Source organism: Pseudoalteromonas luteoviolacea (genome assembly GCF_001750165.1).
GTDB lineage: Bacteria > Pseudomonadota > Gammaproteobacteria > Enterobacterales > Alteromonadaceae > Pseudoalteromonas > Pseudoalteromonas luteoviolacea_G.
The window spans coordinates 1,963,107-1,980,797 of record NZ_CP015411.1 but is presented as its reverse complement, the minus strand read 5'-3'; the positions used below and the strand labels follow the sequence as shown (position 1 = coordinate 1,980,797).

15 protein-coding genes and 1 other RNA gene are annotated in these 17,691 nt (G+C 42.1%); 5 read left to right on the top strand and 11 right to left on the bottom strand.

The window, feature by feature from the left end; genetic code table 11:
* Nucleotides 1–11: 11 nt before the first annotated feature.
* From S4054249_RS08450 to S4054249_RS08405, 10 genes are all read right to left on the bottom strand, one after another.
* On the bottom strand, nt 12–302 hold the full coding sequence (locus S4054249_RS08450) for a hypothetical protein (RefSeq protein WP_046354041.1): 291 nt from the start codon (nt 300–302) through the stop codon (nt 12–14).
* 106 nt (nt 303–408) lie between these two features.
* A complete protein-coding gene (locus S4054249_RS08445) occupies nt 409–1,299 on the bottom strand; it encodes a helix-turn-helix domain-containing protein (protein ID WP_046354042.1) in 891 nt (296 codons plus the stop codon).
* Between the two features lie 86 nt (nt 1,300–1,385).
* Nucleotides 1,386–2,432: a S66 family peptidase gene (locus S4054249_RS08440; RefSeq protein WP_046354043.1), complete on the bottom strand. Its 1,047-nt coding sequence runs from the start codon at nt 2,430–2,432 to the stop codon at nt 1,386–1,388.
* Between the two features lie 195 nt (nt 2,433–2,627).
* Nucleotides 2,628–4,814, bottom strand: coding sequence for an OsmC domain/YcaO domain-containing protein (locus tag S4054249_RS08435; RefSeq protein WP_046354044.1), 2,187 nt, complete (start codon nt 4,812–4,814; stop codon nt 2,628–2,630).
* 234 nt (nt 4,815–5,048) lie between these two features.
* The gene (locus tag S4054249_RS08430; RefSeq protein ID WP_046354045.1) at nt 5,049–5,267 is read right to left on the bottom strand and encodes a DUF6500 family protein; all 219 of its coding nucleotides are present in this window, start codon (nt 5,265–5,267) and stop codon (nt 5,049–5,051) included.
* 85 nt (nt 5,268–5,352) lie between these two features.
* Entirely contained in the window at nt 5,353–6,252 is a 900-nt protein-coding gene (locus tag S4054249_RS08425) for a helix-turn-helix transcriptional regulator (protein ID WP_046354060.1), read from the bottom strand.
* 81 nt (nt 6,253–6,333) lie between these two features.
* Entirely contained in the window at nt 6,334–9,426 is a 3,093-nt protein-coding gene (locus S4054249_RS08420; protein ID WP_046354046.1) for an efflux RND transporter permease subunit, read from the bottom strand.
* On the bottom strand, nt 9,410–10,582 hold the full coding sequence (locus S4054249_RS08415; protein WP_046354047.1) for an efflux RND transporter periplasmic adaptor subunit: 1,173 nt from the start codon (nt 10,580–10,582) through the stop codon (nt 9,410–9,412). The genes S4054249_RS08420 and S4054249_RS08415 overlap by 17 nt, the downstream gene beginning before the upstream one ends.
* Complete coding sequence (locus S4054249_RS08410; RefSeq protein WP_046354048.1) at nt 10,572–11,459, bottom strand: ABC transporter six-transmembrane domain-containing protein; 888 nt, start codon at nt 11,457–11,459, stop codon at nt 10,572–10,574. The genes S4054249_RS08415 and S4054249_RS08410 overlap by 11 nt, the downstream gene beginning before the upstream one ends.
* A 169-nt stretch (nt 11,460–11,628) precedes the next feature.
* Nucleotides 11,629–12,675 carry an energy transducer TonB gene (locus S4054249_RS08405; RefSeq protein ID WP_046354049.1) on the bottom strand — a complete coding sequence of 349 codons (1,047 nt, stop codon included), beginning with the start codon at nt 12,673–12,675 and terminating at the stop codon, nt 11,629–11,631.
* Between the two features lie 385 nt (nt 12,676–13,060).
* Between S4054249_RS08405 and S4054249_RS26535 the strand changes: the two genes are divergently transcribed.
* Nucleotides 13,061–13,237, top strand: coding sequence for a hypothetical protein (locus S4054249_RS26535; protein ID WP_155401323.1), 177 nt, complete (start codon nt 13,061–13,063; stop codon nt 13,235–13,237).
* 267 nt (nt 13,238–13,504) lie between these two features.
* Entirely contained in the window at nt 13,505–14,626 is a 1,122-nt protein-coding gene (locus S4054249_RS08400) for an ISAs1 family transposase (RefSeq protein WP_069949061.1), read from the top strand.
* A gap of 122 nt (nt 14,627–14,748) precedes the next feature.
* On the opposite strand, the gene S4054249_RS08395 is transcribed toward S4054249_RS08400, so the two are convergent.
* Complete coding sequence (locus S4054249_RS08395; RefSeq protein ID WP_046354837.1) at nt 14,749–15,666, bottom strand: ADP-ribosylglycohydrolase family protein; 918 nt, start codon at nt 15,664–15,666, stop codon at nt 14,749–14,751.
* Nucleotides 15,667–15,882: 216 nt separating this feature from the next.
* On the opposite strand from S4054249_RS08395, the gene S4054249_RS08390 reads away from it, so the two are divergent.
* The 3 genes from S4054249_RS08390 to ssrA all read left to right on the top strand — a co-directional run bounded on the left by S4054249_RS08390 (nt 15,883) and on the right by ssrA (nt 17,634).
* A complete protein-coding gene (locus S4054249_RS08390) occupies nt 15,883–16,380 on the top strand; it encodes a hypothetical protein (RefSeq protein WP_046354838.1) in 498 nt (165 codons plus the stop codon).
* Nucleotides 16,381–16,430: 50 nt separating this feature from the next.
* The gene (locus S4054249_RS08385; protein WP_046354839.1) at nt 16,431–17,087 is read left to right on the top strand and encodes a hypothetical protein; all 657 of its coding nucleotides are present in this window, start codon (nt 16,431–16,433) and stop codon (nt 17,085–17,087) included.
* A gap of 189 nt (nt 17,088–17,276) precedes the next feature.
* Nucleotides 17,277–17,634: a transfer-messenger RNA gene (ssrA, locus tag S4054249_RS08380) on the top strand.
* Nucleotides 17,635–17,691 lie beyond the last annotated feature (57 nt).

Here is a 17,691-nt window from a genome sequence, read left to right as displayed (position 1 = left end):
TGAAAATTCCCTCAGTAATGACTTAGCTGAAGATATCGAATCGTTGGCGGAGCCGACATAAACGATTTAAGCTGCTGTAATACACCGTTGTCACTAATGAATTGCATATATTTTTGATGATGAGAGACACTTTGCCAGTCTTCATCAATTACCATCACAGCGCTGTTCTCATCAAAACTGATGCTTACCCGCTCACACCCCGAAAAACATCTTACAGTAGGTACATTGGCCAATAAAAACGCTTCTAATTCACCTGTTTTACCCTGTGTCAGGTTACACTCTATCACTACTTTTACAGACATACTCACTCCGATTTATGAAAGTAGTAGTGAGTATATCTATGACGAATTTATTGAATGCTGCTAATACAAAAAAATGCCGTTTTTCGGTCAAAACCAGCTTTTCTAGTCAAAGCTTAATACCATCTTGCTTTGGCGTTTCACCAAACTGGTTTTTATACGCTTTAATAAAGTGAGAAATATTAGTGTATCCGACTTCTAATGCAATATCTGTAATGGGTAAGCTCCCTTGCTCCACCAATGTTTTTGCGTACATCACGCGTTGCTTGATGAGCCACTGCTTGGGTGGCTCGTTAAACAACTGTTTAAAATCTCTTTGAAAACCAGAAACACTGCGGCCAGACAATTTCGCTATATCTGCAACCGAAAACTTTAACACCGCTTTGTTCTCCAGTAACCTTTTGAGGTTTCTTCTTGCTGGTAGCGAATGATCAGCAATATTCAAAATCGACACTAGTTCATCGCCCAGTACGTGTAACAATAGGTGCAATAGCTCGGTGAGTTTAAGATTTAATATAGGCGTAATATCTATCCCCTCATCTACACACATTCTTAGCTGTTCAAAATAGCCGCTGATCAGACTATGCTCCATGTGTACTGAAGGATTAATTTGCTTCTGCCCTTTTGGCATCAAGAGCTGATTAGAAAATATAAACTGCTCGACAATGCTCCTATCAAAAAACACCAACCAAGCCTTTAAATTTTGCGCGCTGTGTACAAAATCAGAGTGCAAGTTTTGCCCCTGACAGAGCAAAACTGACTGCCCGCTACTGAGCTCAATAGCTTGATTATCCCAACAGGTGAGTGTCTCTGCGCCAGCCTCTACATAGACTAAGCAAAGCTGGTTGGTATAAAACTCGATATCAAGTAAGTTCTGCTCTAAGTCTTTGCTATAAATAGCCGAGCCGTTCAATGCAGCCAGCTTGCATACATCAGAAAGTGCCCCTAATGCCTGTGGGATCACCAATATATTCTGCTGACAATAGTTTGCCGTATTCATCCTTGCCGCCTCATAACCTTGAAAAATGACAAATAAGTTACATGCAGCTAATTTAGACTATTTTACTACGGTTAGTGAAGTACGATTTAAGAATTAAACGCACTTCCCAATAATTTAATTTGCTTGGCTTTTACATCAATCTGCAAATCACAACCCAGCGGTAAAATCACCTGAGGATCTGTATGTCCAAAGTCTAAATTGGTGACAATCGGCAAGCTATGACACTCAAACTCATCTCGAACAACAGACAAAATCACCTCATCCAGCTGAGCTTTTTCATCTGCATTGTAATCCCGAGCACGACCGACCAATAACCCAGATAATTGTTCAAATACACCCATCACACCATAATTACGAAGCCAATATTTCACATAATCAAGGGAAGGTTTCTCTTGAGAGGTCTCTAGAAATAACACTTTGCCTTGCCAGAAATCAGCTGCAGGCCAAAACTGTGTACCTTTTAACATTTCGAGTACTTCAATACAGCCACCAAAGAGCTGCCCAGACACTTTGTCTGTATCAGCCAAATTACCAACAAAAAACCTTGGCCCAACATTCTTTTGTATTGGGTTTAGTTGACCAGCTGTAGAAACGTCTGACCAATCTGGGTACCCATCATAAAAGTGCACAAATGTTGGCAAGATTGTGTCCACCAGTTCACCATGCAAAAATGCTTTAACGTAAGCTCGATACTCGTCAGACAGATTGTGTAGTTGAGCAAATCCCGCCATAACGGACGGTCCATTGAATGTTACTAAACCTAACTGGTTCAAAAACACTGACACCGCAGTAAAGTCAGAATACCCCATAAATAACTTGGGATTAGCTTGAATGATCTCTGGGTCTAAATACTTCAGTATACGCGCAGAGTCTTCTCCACCAATCAATGAAATAATGCCGTGCACATTATCATCTGCGAAGGCGCGATTAATATCTTCCGCTCGGGCTTTTGGGTTCTCAAAAACGTCTTTGGCACTCATTTTAGTCGTCGGGTACTCAAGGATATTAAACCCCATTTCAGTGAGGTTTTTAATTCCCATTTGATAGATATGCGGAAAAACACAAGACAGCCCTGCGGACGGTGCCAAGACGGCAATATTACTGCCTTTTTGTAACGGCTTTGGCTTAATCATTCACATCCCTTTTAATCTGTAAGCTTCAACATACTGTCTATCTTAATCAAATGACTAGGTAAAATGAACTGCTATTGCAACAGATGAAATGGTCAGTGAAAAAGCACAGACTAATACTGAATAAAAGTAGATAAGACTATGGCTAAAGATGAGATGTAAAAGCCCTAAACTGAGTTAGGGCTTTTAATATTTAGCTTATTTTTTCGCTGCGATGGCTGCACGCGCTTTGTGCAGTTTTGTATAGCTTTCAATCAGTTTAAGGTGCTTATCTAGCCCTTCTAATTGCATGTTTGTTTCTGTTAAACCGTAAAACTTCACGTCACCATTGATTGAACCAATCACGTTATCCATGTTTTCTTGTCCAAACATGCGAGTCAGGTTATGAATATAGTCTTCAATCTCTAGTTCTTCGTCTAAGGCGATTTCAAGCACTGTGTGCATCGCTTGATAGAAGAGTCCACGCTCAACGGTGTTGTCGTTGTATTGCAGGAAAGACTCAACCAAGTCCATAGTTTCTTCTAAATCACCTAGCGCCAAATAAATCAGTAATTTCAGCTCAAGGATAGTAAGCTGACCCCAGACTGTATTTTCGTCAAACTCAATACCGATCAAAGTGATTATATCTGTGTAGTTATCTAGCTGACTTTCTTCTAAACGATTCACCAAATTCGCCAACTCTTCATCAGACAGTCGGTGTAAGTTAAGAATATCTTCACGGTACTGAAGTGCTTTATTGGTGTTATCCCAAATAAGGTCTTCAGCTGGGTACACTTCCGAATAGCCAGGGACTAGAATACGGCAAGCCACACCTAAATCTGTAAATTCAGCAATATACGCTTCTTTACCAAGGTCTTTTAAGATTCCAAATAGCTTGTCACACTCATCTTCGTTTGTGCCAGAGAAATCCCACTCCACAAAGTCATAGTCTTTCTTCGCACTAAAGAAGCGCCATGAGATCACACCGGTTGAATCAATAAAGTGCTCAACAAAGTTTTCTGGCTCAGAGACTGCCATGCTGTTAAAAGTTGGACGAGGTACATCGTTTAAGCCCTCGAAACTACGACCCTGCAGTAGCTCTGTTAAACTGCGCTCCAGTGCAACTTCTAAACTTGGATGTGCACCAAATGATGCAAATACGCCCCCTGTTTTTGGATTCATCAGCGTCACACACATCACTGGGAACTGACCCCCTAATGACGCATCTTTGACCACTACTGGGAAGCCTTGCGCTTCAAGCCCCTTGATACCGTCTACGATACCTGGGTATTTAGCAAGCACCTCTTCAGGTACATCTGGTAATACAATTTCTTGTTCTATGATTTGCTTTTTAACTGCACGCTCAAAGATTTCAGACAAACACTGTACCTTGGCTTCTGCCATATTGTTGCCCGCACTCATACCGTTACTTAAGAACATGTTTTCAATTAGGTTTGACGGGAAGTAAACCGTTTCACCATCAGAGTGACGCGTATATGGAATTGAGCAAATACCACGCTCAACATTACCAGAGTTTGTATCTATCAGGTTTGAGCCCTTCAATTCGCCCTCTGCGTCATACACATCGCGCGTGTATTCGTCCAAAATCTCGCTCGGTAATTCATCGCTTGGACCCGGCTTAAACCACTTTTCATTTGGATAGTGTACAAAGTCGCTGTTTGCGATTTCTTCACCGAAGAATTGGTCATTGTAGAAGAAGTTACAGTTCAAACGCTCGATAAATTCACCCAGTGCAGAGCAAAGCGCGCTTTCTTTCGTCGCACCTTTACCGTTGGTGAAACACATTTGCGACGCCGCATCTCTGATATGCAGTGACCACACATTTGGCACGATGTTGCGCCATGACGCCACTTCAATCTTCATACCCAAATCAGATAAAATACCCGTCATATTGGCAATCGTTTGCTCTAATGGCAGATCTTTACCAAGAATGAATGTATTAGCATCTTGCTCAGGATTCACCATCAACATAGCTTGCGCATCATCGTCTAAGCTTTCAACATCTTCAATTTGAAAATCAGGGCCCGTTTGAATTACCTTTTTCACCGTACAACGGTCGATTGAACGTAGGATGCCCTTTCTGTCTTTTTCAGAAATGCTCTCAGGAAGCTCAACCTGAATCTTAAAGATTTGATTGTAGCGGTTTTCTGGGTCAACGATGTTGTTTTGCGATACACGAATGCCGTCTGTCGGGATATCACGAGATACGCAGTAAACCTTCACAAAATAAGCCGCACAAAGTGCTGATGAAGCTAAGAAATAATCGAATGGGCTCGGTGCAGAACCATCACCTTTATAACGGATCGGCTGATCGGCAATGACACTAAAATCGTCAAACTTAGCTTCAAGTCTAAGGTTGTCGAGAAAATTAACTTTAATTTCCATTGAATTCTTCCACAGTTTTGTGCAGCTGCTCGGAAACGCGCCCCAACAGCAAAAAATTATCTTAACTGTGCAATTATCTTCTTTTTCGTGCCATTAGTCTTGGGTTAATTGCAAATATCAGTAAATAAAGTTGGCTTTTAACCCCGAACAGCAGAGTTGTGGGTGAAATTCATACTTTAACTTAACCAAGTACCCTAAAAGAGCACTTAACCCACCAAGTTAACTGAGGGCATATTAGACGCCCTGCTGCACCATCTCTTTTATTTTCAGTGCTTTTTCAAAATGATCTAATTGGTGCGTTTGGATCCACCATGTTGCCGCTTCCATCAATAGCTCGGGATCGCTATTTTTGTTCGCAAAGAAAGCATAAAATGATACCCCGACGTCCTCTCCTTTTTTCTCAATTTTCTGTTCACACACTTGAATGATTTTATCTCTAAGGCTTTGTCTCATAAAAATTTTTATTATTTTAAAGTTTTCGCCATGTTACTTGCATTGCACCCATTTCTCAATCGCTGTCAGATAACCCTTTGCGGCTTTACACCTTTACAGGTACTTGAAATGAAAACGTTACCCCACCTGTGTCTGTCATTTCGATATCACGAATGATTTCAACCAAATGCCCCTTTTCATCCAATTGATAGCCTTGAGACTCGATGATATTAAATAACTGCTCCAGCGCAGCGGCGTATCCCGCATCAGACACCACATACACATCACAGCAAAAATAGTGCCCTTCAGCCACGGTTCGCGTGTGCTCAGATGCAGAGGCTTGCCAATCGCCAATATGGGTTTCGATATCTTGCCAGCTCTTTTCTAATTGGTTGATTGGCGTCGTCGCCATGATCCGCGTCGACTTCTCACCAAAGGTATCAAAAATCGTATCCCAGTCGTTACTCACATGCGGCAAATACTTCATTCCCCTTTGCGGATACCACACCAGTTCACAAGGCAACTTGGCTGCAAGCTTGTTTTCAATCGTGCCCTGCTCAGCGGGGTGAGCAAGCTTGCCAATGATTTCAGCCGTTTGACGAGGGGTGCCACTGACGCCCAGCGCCCTCACTTGTTTTGCGGTTAATCCGATGGCTTTTTTAAGCGCTTTACCCAGTGACTGAGATGACGAAAACCCACACTCATGAGCAATATCAATGACCTTATAATCTTGCTCAGCAAAGAGATAATGCACCACATATTGCAAGCGTAAACGGCTCAAATATTGCCCCGGCGTTTCATTAAATAGCTCAGTAAACTGGCGGTGAAAATGAAAAGGAGAAATGGCACTTTGTGTCGCGATTTGCTCCCAACTTAACCCTGAGGATAAGTCTTCATGCATTAACGTCAAAGCAGTAGCAAAACGAGTTTGCACGTTTTCAGGCAAAGCGTCGAGCAACGCATACTCTGGCACTAACACAAACGGCGTTGGTTTTTGATCAGACATAAGCAAGATAATTGTGACGAATGCCGCAACTATCTCGCGCTCTTCAAGGAAAAGCAAATCTCACCGTGTAAGCAATTGTAACTAGGTACCTTGCTGCAATAACTCAGTCACCTGTACTTTAGGCTGTTTGCGACAAAACAGCCCAAGCAATATCGGGATCAATACCAAGGTCACCAAGGTTGCAAACAACTCTCCAAAAATCAATGACACCGCCGCTGGTTTTAAATATTGCGCCTGCTCCGCTTGTTCAAACAACAGTGGCAGCAAACCACATACCGTCGTCACTGTGGTAAGGAATATGGCTCGAAAACGGCTTAATCCAGCTTGAATTAAAGCCTCATTCAATGGTGTGCCAGTTCGGTATAAATAGTTAAAGCGGGTGATCAATACCAACGAGTCATTGATCACTATACCCGTCATCGCCATCATGCCAAACATCGACAATAAACTAATTGGCAGGTCCATAATGTAATGCCCAAAAATAGCCCCAGCAAAACCAAATGGGATCACCGCCATAATGATCAAAGGCTGCCAATAAGATTTAAGCGGAATTGCCAATAAAATATAAATGAGGATCACTGTCATCCAAATGGCGGATTTAAACCCTTTAGATACCTCTGATATCTCTTCAAACTCTCCACCGGCTTTTATTTTTACACTTGGATACGCTTGCTCCAGATGACTAATCTCTGATTGTAAATTTGACATCACCTCTTCTGGCGATTGGATATGCCTGTTTTGCTTCCAATATACATTGACGACTTCCTCGCCCTCTCGTCGATAAATCGTCTCTGGCACTTGCTCAAAACTCAGCGTGGCGATATCTGCTAATCGCACGCTATGTCCTGACTCTAGTGTCAATATGCTGTGCTTTAACTGCTCGATACTTTGCCGCTCTTGCTGTGCATACCGCACTATGACCTTGGTCTCTTGGCCTTGATCTAGCAATCGGTGTATTTCTCTGTGACCAAATGCATCTCCGGTAAATTGAGCAATGTGATGCTGAGTAATTCCTAATTGCTGGCCATAATCATTTAACTTGATACGGACTTGCCACTGCCCGCCACTGGCGTCGTCATAAATATCTGATACACCCGACTGCAAAGCCAATGCATCAGATAGCAGAGCACTCACTTGCTGAGCTTGCGCTTTTTCAGGCGCAATAATCGACACAAACGTCCCACCTGCAGGTGCTTCCGATGCCGAAAATTGCACTGAATCGGCCCCCTCGATGGCACCAGTTTGCAAACGCCAGCTATCGGTTAACTCATGACTGGGGACTGCACTGAGCGCTTCATTAGAAAGCTCCAAAGTAATTTCAATATCGCCATAACCATCAGACCAAGCTAATGCATTCACAAATGGCGTCTGCTCGAGTCTGTGCTCTGCTTGAATGACATCTGATATTTGCGTCGCAGCGCGCTCTAATTGGTTTAACGCGTTCGCTTGTAGTGGTAAAGGCGCGCCATCTTGCAATGACACCTTAGCGGTAATGTAACGCCCAGGTATCTCCGGAAAAACCGCGCTTCGAATCGTTCCTGTGGACCACATGCCATAGGCTAATGTAATAAACGCACAGAAGAACAATAAACTGGCTATTTTATATTTCATTGCAAAGCTAAGAGCTGGTTGGTAAGCCTTGCTTTTTAAGGTAAGTAAAAAGCTCTGAGCTTGCATTTGCACCCAACTAACCAACGACCCGTTTTTGGATTGACGCGTGGTCGAAGTGCTCAGGTGAGCAGGTAAAATAAACTTGCTCTCTATCAGTGAAAACAGCAAAGCGAGGATAACCACCACTGAAAAGCCTGCTAATAGCTTGGCCAAATCATTGTTTATCCAAAGCATAGGAGAAAACGCAGCGATGGTCGTCAAAGCGCCAAATATGGTCGCCACCGACACCGACTGTACGCCTTTAAATGCAGCAAGTTGACTGTTTTTATGTACTCCCCGCTTTTCATGAATAGCTTCTCCGACAACCACCGCATCATCGACTAAAATACCCAAGACTAAAATAAAGCCAAATAAGGTAATGTCATTAATACTGTGATCGGTCAGCTGCAATGCACCCAAAGTACCAAATAGCGCGACTGGAATACCCGCAGATACCCAAAATGCCAATTTTAAGTCTAAAAAAATACCAAGTAATACAATCACAATGAGCAGCCCTTGCCATGCGTTGTGACCTAATCTGAATAATTGATCTTCTATATACGGAGCCATATCAGCCATGGTGCTTAGCTGCACATCAGCCGGTAGGTGCTTACGCATTTGTTCAAGCGTGTCATTGACCGCTTTGCTCACATGCAACAAGTTATCTGACTGACTGGTACTGACCAGCAGCGCAATGGCATTTTCTCCGTTGTTACGCACAATCGAACTGGTTTGGGCAAAGTCGCGATATACCTGCGCGATATCAGATAATTTAACCGTACCCTGCGCATTCGCCACAACGGGGATATTTTTTAATAATTCAGTGCTATCGGCATACCCATCACCACGCAGCAATAAGCGACCACTTTGGCTTTCAAGCTCTCCGGTTCTGGTTTCTATAGAAGCCTGCTCTATCGCCATCGCAACACTTTCCAGTGACAAGCCAAGCTGAGCAAGTTTTATTGGATCTGGTTCAACCACCAATTGCGGACTGCGACTGCCCCAGTTATCAACAGATGAAATATCTGATTGTTTTTTCAATGCCACTTCGATTTGTCTGGCAATCGGCTGTAAATCCGTATTAGCTCTGGGCGCAGAGACAATCACAAACGCCGCTAAATTAGTAAACTCGTCTTTACTTACAATCGGTCTTTCTGCCAATGTCGGAAACCCCACAATGGCATTGACCCGATTACGCACTTCACTCAATAGCTGTTCGATATCCGTATCCGGTGTTTTACGAATGCTCACCGTTGAGCTCCCTGCACTGGATTCACTCACCACTTGTTTCACACCAGCTATACCGCTAATGGCCTCTTCAACGCGCTGGGTGATCCCCGCATCAATTTGCTCAGCACTGCCACCTGGGTACGACACAGACACTGAAATCGTCGAAGCCGGGATTTGCGGAAAAGACTCAACCCGCAGTTGCCCGAGTGCTAAAACGCCACTGGCAATAATGGCAAACATCAACAAGTTTGCCGCAACCGTATTATCAATAAACCATTTAGTGAGCCAGTTCATCAGACACCTCCCCTGCACCTGTGCTGTCTGCTAATTGCATATCCTGTGATATCGGCTCAACAAGTGTACCAATTATCATGCTAAGTAAAGGATACACAACCACTTGCTTGGCATTGACACTGCTTTTTTCGAAGCGAATATGCACAGCACTTGAGCTTTTAGAAAGCACCTCAATGGCTTCTTTTTGTAACGTATTATCAATACCTAGCGTCCAAACATATCCGTCTCTCGTCACTGCGCTTTGCGGCACTTGATAAGATAAAACAGGCTCTGAAAATGCCATGCTCACCTGCACTGGTTGATTTGGCAAAAGCGCAGTAGGTTGTTCATAAGGATTGGCGACCTGCAACACGACTTGGCGCTGCCGAGTGGTTACGTCCAAATTGGGCGCAACATACCTGAGCGAGGCCGGCCACTGTTTATTAGCACGATCTGTGACATGCATTGTTATTTTTTTATCTTTCAGCTTGCCTTGTAGTGTTTGCCAAACAGGCTCGGACACCGGCACAATCACATCTATGCTGTCGCTTGCTGCCACTTCAAACAAAGCCTCCCCTGCGCTTAACCAATCATTTGGACTCACAAACCTTGATAAAATAACGGCATCAAAAGGCGCACTCACTTTTGCTTCTTGCACTCGCTTTTCAGTACTTTTAAGTGCTTGCTTTGCTTGTGTTAAGTCTGATTTTGCCGCTGCGACTTGTGGCTCTCTTTTGGCGAATGGACTTTGATTATTCGGCGACAGCATACTCAGTGCCACCGACTGCTCATGCAGCTGACGCTCTAATTCAAGTTTGGCATGTTCAACATGACTTTTTGCCTCTGCCAATTCAGACTTTAGATGCGTCATATCCAATTTGGCTAACAGCGTCTGCGCTTTAATTAAGTTACCTGGTTCCAAGTGCGTATCTAGCCAAGCTAGCTGACCATCACTGGTTACTTTCAATTGCGTCAAAAAACGCGCCCTTGTATTGCCTATGAGTGTCACTTCAGGATGATGTGCCTTTGCCACAACGGTCACTGTTGAAACTGATTGTTTCACTGGTTTTTTGACAACGGTAGGCCTTGCTTCAACAGCCAATTGTTCAACAATCACCAGTGCGACAAATATCGAAAATAGCCCTGCCGATATCGCCATTATTATTTTATACTTCATAGCTTGCTTCCTTATCATTGAGTGCCAATTCGTTTCGATTTAAGCGCTGTGTAATTTCATCTAAACGGGACAGTACCTGCAGTGTTACGGGCAACATGATTGCTGTATCAACAAATTCCAGTGAATAGGTAAGAATCGAAAATACATCGCCTGTGGAAGGGTTTGGCAACATATTCACCAACCATAAATTGCCAAGTACTGAAACAAACAGCAGTGAAAATATCAAGCCATATACCAGTGCCTCGGTATCAGAGAGTGCAATTTCATGCTTTTTAAGTTTTTCTAGGTGGGCGCTTAGAGCGGCAAAAGGCTTGTGACTTAAAATATGCACCTGCTGCTCTGTTTGGTCGTTCAACTTGCCGTTAAGACGTTTAAAAGTATCGTGACAAAATCCGTACACCATCAACATGGCACAGCTGGCCGCTAATACATTCAAAGCAAAATAGCTATGAAATGTCGCGAGTATGATCACAATTGAAACCAGTTGGATCCCCGCAGTCATCAATGCGGGTAAATCATTTTCTAAAAAATCCACCAGTTCTCTGGACATCAAAAGGCGTGCATTTTTGGCAGAGATATCAGCGCCACGTAAATTATGCGCAACCGTCTCGGCCAACTTAACGCGAATGCCCCCATATACCCGTGTGTCGTAAAATCGGCGTATCACGCTCACGACCACCAAACCAAATAAACAAGCGGCAAAGACCACTAACGGCAGAAAGTCTTTTGACAGCACACCATCAATGGCATAGCCAATTAATAAAGGAAGTAAAATAAGCAGGATATTTTCTGCTATTACCATTAACCAAGTTATCGCCACCTTTATTGGGCTTAATCGTACTACTGAAAACAGTGATATAGAATTTTGATTGGACATAACGCGCTCCTAAGTACTACTAGCGCGCAGTATGACCAATTGAGTGGAAGAAAAAGTGTCCCCAGTTGCTGTTTTGTCACTATTGCTCTTAAAAACGCACAATAGTTTGAACATAAGTAGAATTGAACGGCGTGTGCATACAAACTTGACCACACGCCATTTTAACTAACTAGACCTCTTCTCCATGTGGTGTTTCGACTAAGTGAAATGACGCACCTTTGTCTCCGTACACGTACACCTGGCAGCCTTGCCAATTTTTCGGGATATTCCACTTCAATCCAGGCTTTACATCATACGATGAGAATTGATTTTTACATCTGACTTCCAAAGAAGATAAGCTGCCATTGATATCAGCAATCGTAAATGCGTTTCTTACCAATTTATGGCTCCACAAAGAGCGCTTGATTTTCCCTTTGACCCAAATCGTTTTACTGTCGTCTTTTATTAAGGCGCGGGCTTTATCGATAAATGGCTTTAACTTGTTAATCGACGCTTGTGCATCAGGAAATTCAGCCAAGCGCTCAAATGTATGTAGTGCATAAAAGAGCAGATTATGCTCTAGGTTTAAAACGGTTGCTCGACTCAAAAAAGCAATAAACATATCATCGGGGATATACCCTTTTCTAGCTTTTATAACTCTTATGATCGCATGCAGCTCGCGATATTTATCTCCAGTAGCAGCATAATAACGCGCTTTTGCTACCCAGTAATATGTATCTTCAGTAAAGTTTTTAAGCTTCCGTTCTCGCATTTCACCAAATAACTCAGGGATTGATTCCAAATCATTGCTATCAATTTTTTTACCGATCTTTTTATAACGGTTCAAAAATGAAGAGGAAACACTACGAGGCGCATCTTGGAGATAAAATGACATTTGAACTTGGTTTTTACATTGCTTAACTGGTTTACCATTTTGCAACGCAGGCTTAAATTTCCATTGATTCACCGCCTTAAGTGCTGAACGCTCAAATGAAGCATGTCCTGACGAATGTTCTATAACTGGTGATTCAACTTCGCCTTTCTCATTGATGACATAACTTAATTGTACCCACCCTTCTCTTCCGCGATCAGCAGCTAACCTTGGAAATACTGCGGCGGACTTCTCTATCGGAACTGCATCGATAACCTTTCCAATTAAATCCTCATCGGTTTGTGCCGCTTTTGCAGCATAAGGTAAAGTAGACGCAGCGAGTAGCAATGCTGACATTAAATTCATATTCTTCCTTTTAGATTGAAATAAAGTACATGCCAAATAAAAAGTTTATCAACGATAGATTTCAAAACGCTCACTTTATCATCGATTTAACTCGATCATTTATACCTTGACCATTGCAGGCATATACTGCTTTTATTTTCGCATACCACAATAATAAAAATAAACAAATCACGAACCTTTTTTAGGTAAAAAATTGACCAAACAACCGTTTAGCAAAAAAACTAAAAAACACGCCACACAGAAAGTTAGAGTTTTTAATCCATTAAACATGATAAATTTTCAATAGCTTTAATATTAATTAATACATATGCTCGAAAAACTTTCTGTACACACATGTACAGAAAGTGAATCATATCATCAACAAGTTTGAATAAAAGGAAGCTTTATGAAACTGACATTAGATAAGAAACGCATTAAAGATCTAAGCCAAAACAAACAAGAATTATCTGGCGCACAAACACCCAATGTAGCAGGAGGCTGTAACTCAGGCTGGACTAATTGCTTTGGCAACACCCTCGCGTGTTGCTCGCAAGGCACATGCTACAGCCGCTATTGCCAATAATCGCCTAGAAAGCTAACCAAGCCACAGCATTATCGTGGCTTTTTCAATTGATGTAGTCCCACTTTACAAAGCGCAAAAAAAGGACTCAATTATTAGTGGTAATAGAAGTATTTATTGAAATAACTTCAGCAGTTTAAACACCAAAAAATAGCTAACAAGATCAATTAATGCCTATTAAACGCGAATATAATGCAGGGCAAGATCATGAACTTTACCTTGACATAAATTTATGATCTTATACTACTTTTCAAATTAAGCAGCCCAATTATGTCAGCCAATACATTGTTCGAACATTTCTCTTCCATTGATGACCCACGCCAGCAAGGCAAAGTGCAACATCCATTATCCGATATTCTGTTTCTAACTATCAGTGCCGTAATCGTAGGTTGCCAAGGTTGGGAAGAAATTGAAGATTTTGCCCATGACAAACTATCTTGGTTACGTAAATTTATACCCTTAATTAACGGCGTGCCTCGGCACGACACGATTGCTAGGGTTATAAGCCGCATCGATATGACCCAATTTCAAGCCAGTTTCTCTCAATGGATGCAAAGCTGTAGCGAGCTTACAGACGGTAGTGTGGTTGCCATTGATGGAAAAAGGCTAAAAGGTTCGTTTAAACAACCTGATAGAAAAGATGCTATCCACATTGTTAGTGCGTTTGCCTGTGAAAATGGCGTGACGTTAGGTCAATGTAAGACCGACTCGAAGTCCAATGAAATCACAGCTATCCCAGAGTTGCTTCAGCTGCTTGAGCTAAAAGGTTGTATAGTGACCATTGATGCAATGGGCTGCCAAAAGGAAATTGCAAAGCAAATTGTAGAAAAAGAAGCAGACTATTTGCTGGCACTCAAAGCCAATCAGGGCAACTTATTTGAACAAGTAAAACAACTTTTACAGCCAGAAATATCACGCCAAATAGCATCAGATAGTCTATTAAATGAAGTCGATTATCAACGAGGTCGAGAAGAGTTTCGAGCGGCTGTTGTCTGTCATGATATGGCCCTAATTCCCGCGAGTGCGAGCTGGGCCAATTTACAAAGTGTAGGCGTGATAGTGTCTTATCGTAAACCGAATAATCAAAAGCAAGGCGAATTAACATATCGATATTACATAAGTTCAGCAAACTTGAGCGCGAAAAAACTAGCTGAGGCCACACGAGCGCATTGGCATATTGAGAACAGGCTTCATTGGTGTTTGGATGTGGCAATGAATGAAGATGGCTGCCGTATACGCCGTGACGGTGCTGCGGAAGTGTTTGCTGGTGTAAGGCATATTGCATTGAATTTATTAAAGAAAGAAACATCCTTTAGCAAAGGTGTGCGCGCTAAACAGCTAAAAGCAGCGAGAAACGAGTGCTATCTAGAAAAGGTATTGAATAGCAAGTAATTTTTCATGCTCTTGCCCTAGAATATAATGCAGCTAAAAAGAGATGTATGACTGGCGTGTTGTTCAATTGAACTTTAATAGTATATTTGTGATTTTTTGAATAATTAATACAAAGAGTTTAATTATCCGATGCGATCCTGATAATGAAGGTAGATTTGACCTGCTAACTGCTCAACTAAGGCTAAATTTTCTATGCGGTTATCATACTCTATCATCGACAATCCACCATTGCATGCTCCCCAAATAGCGCATGCCATTGCGGCTATGGTGTCAGCATCACCTCCTAAATCACAAATCGCTTGCACCATGTCAGAAAATGATTGCCTTCTATATGTAAAAGCAAAATAAAGTGCTGTAATGCAAGACTCACTCGCGAGCATGCCATTGCCAAACTCTGTCTTAATAAATTGCATAGGTAACGCCTTACCACTTACAACATAATCCAAGCACTTACTCAGTCTAAATTTATATATAGGTGCTACGGCACCCGCACACAAAGCCTGTAAAATACCAATGCTTTCCACATCTTTTAACGACAAACGCGTTGCATTTGCTATCAGCAAAGCTCCTTCTATCGCTTCGGGGTGGGCATGCGTGATCTCTGCACTTTTGTGTACATAATCACTTAAAGTATCTTCGCAACCTAGACAACATAAAGCTGCGATTGGCGCTCGCATAGCAGCCCCATTGCCCATAGAACCTTGCGCGAATTTTTTTCGATTGAGACTCTCCCATGATTGCCCGCTTTTGATACCTTTAAGCAAAGAAGCTGCGCTTGGGCCATACCCTCGAGACCACCTATAGCTTTGAGCAAATGTGTGTGCGAGATGCGTTTGATCCATGTGTTTTTGAGTTAAAAATGACTGTGCAATATCAATAGACATTTGCGTATCATCTGTATACCTTCTTTGACCTGTTTTAGTTCGCCCTAAAAAGCGCCATAAAAGCCGCTCTACTGGACCCCCTTCATAAGAAGCCGCCAACGCATCACCAATCGCAAGCCCCTTGAAGCAACCAACAAACTTACTTTTTTCAATCATTATTTAGGCTCCAAAGGTATTTTCAAAAGACTAAGTAATAAAAGTTAATACCTAATTCTAGCTGAATACCAAATGAAAGCACTGCAAAACTATATTTACCATCAATGACTTAAATACCTAACACCCACCCAAATGTAAATTAAATATTAATAAATGAAATTAAATGTTACAATTATTGTGGCTTTAACGCCTATTTTATAAATACAAGGAATGAAGATGGAAAGAAAAACTAAAAAAGTCGCCTTATTATTAAGCGCACTATTAGCCACAACCAGCCTATCAACTTTAGCTGCTGACAAAACACTATACCGTGCTTACAAACATGGTAATCACTTTTACACAACCAACGTGACTGAAATGCTTAATGCAGTAGGCTCTGGGGGCTTTACCTATGAAGGCCCAGCTGTCATTTTAGTTAGCTATGACGATAGCGATGCTAACAAAGCATTTTATCGCATGCATAACCCAAATGCAGGGCCTGGTGGAAATCACTTTTACACGTCAGATGTAAACGAAGCACTTAATATCAAGTCTTTAGGCTATGAGTACGAAAGCACTGAGGGATATACCACTCACTCTCAAGCTAAAACTATCTATCGTGGTTTTAACAGTGAACTGGTTAACCATTTTTATACTGCCGATGTAGTTGAAATGCTTAATGCAACTTCAACTGGCGGTTACGTTTATGAAAAAGAGGAAGGCTACGGTAAATAGACTCAGTCTGGCATCAGTGCAATTTAGCTGATGCCTTTTAGGAAATGAATATGACAAACTCTAAAACCCAATATTTATTTATTTTATTAACGTTTATATTGTTGCTTGCCAATGTTGCAGCGCAGCTTGAGTTAACCGCCCTCTCAGAGCGGATCGCACACCTTGAGACGCAGTTAGCATTAAAACCACAGAAGCAGAGCCCATCCGAATCAAATTTAGATGTAGAGCTGGAAGATATACAAAATCGTCTACTTACACTAGAGCAATCACAACACGCTTTTACTGACCAAAAAATCACTAAAACTCAAAAGCCAAACACAAATCAAGCAACACTTTCAGATGAAGACAGAGTAGAAAAAGAGTTTTTAACAGGCAGAACCCAGTGGCAAGATAAGTATTTACCCACTTTACACGCTGACTCTGATAAAAAAGCCACCATGATGGTCAAGCATTTAGTCAAAAGCAATACATTGACACAAAGCCAGCAACAGCAAGTGTTCTCAATTTTACGAGACAACTTTGTAGAAGCTGCCTACGTCATTGCTGATACCGACGCTTACCCCACATTTGCAGACTTTACCGCACAAATCCAGAGCCTTAACCAACTAAAAACCAAACGTTTGACGCAAATATTAAGCGACGAGCAGCTTTCACAACTTAACCAAGTAGATTGGCACAGTCGATTTAAACAGCATGCACTACATTAATGGCATGAACGGACATAGTTCAGGATACTTTACAAACAAACCGGTTAGTTAATCAGCAACTAACCGTAACCGTCACACAAAAGCCATAAAAACTATTGCTAAGCCAATATATTAGGGCTACAATGCCCGAAAATAACAGCTTAACTTAGAATTAAAAGTAAACTGTTATGTACTGAATGAAAGATTTCAGGGGCTGATTAGGATTCGACAGGATTCATGAAGCCTGAGGTGCATGTCGAGGGGCGGTTGGCCTCGTAAAAAAGCCGCATTTAAAGTAATCGCAAACGACGATAACTACGCTCTAGCGGCATAATAAGCCCGCTAGCACTCCTCCAAGAAATGCTTGTGGTTCTGGATTTGGAGTGTCACCCTACATAAGATCGCTACGGAAACCCTGGCCGGGGTTGAAGGGCTAAATATAAGCGGCCTCGCCTTTACTTATCGTGTTCGTCCGAGACTTAAAGGTTAACCAATAGACGATACTAAACATGTAGGACCGAGGGTCGACGCTTTCTGGACGGGGGTTCAAATCCCCCCAGCTCCACCACATTAAGTGTTATAAAACAGCCAGTTAGAGAACTTCTTTAACTGGCTTTTTTGTTTC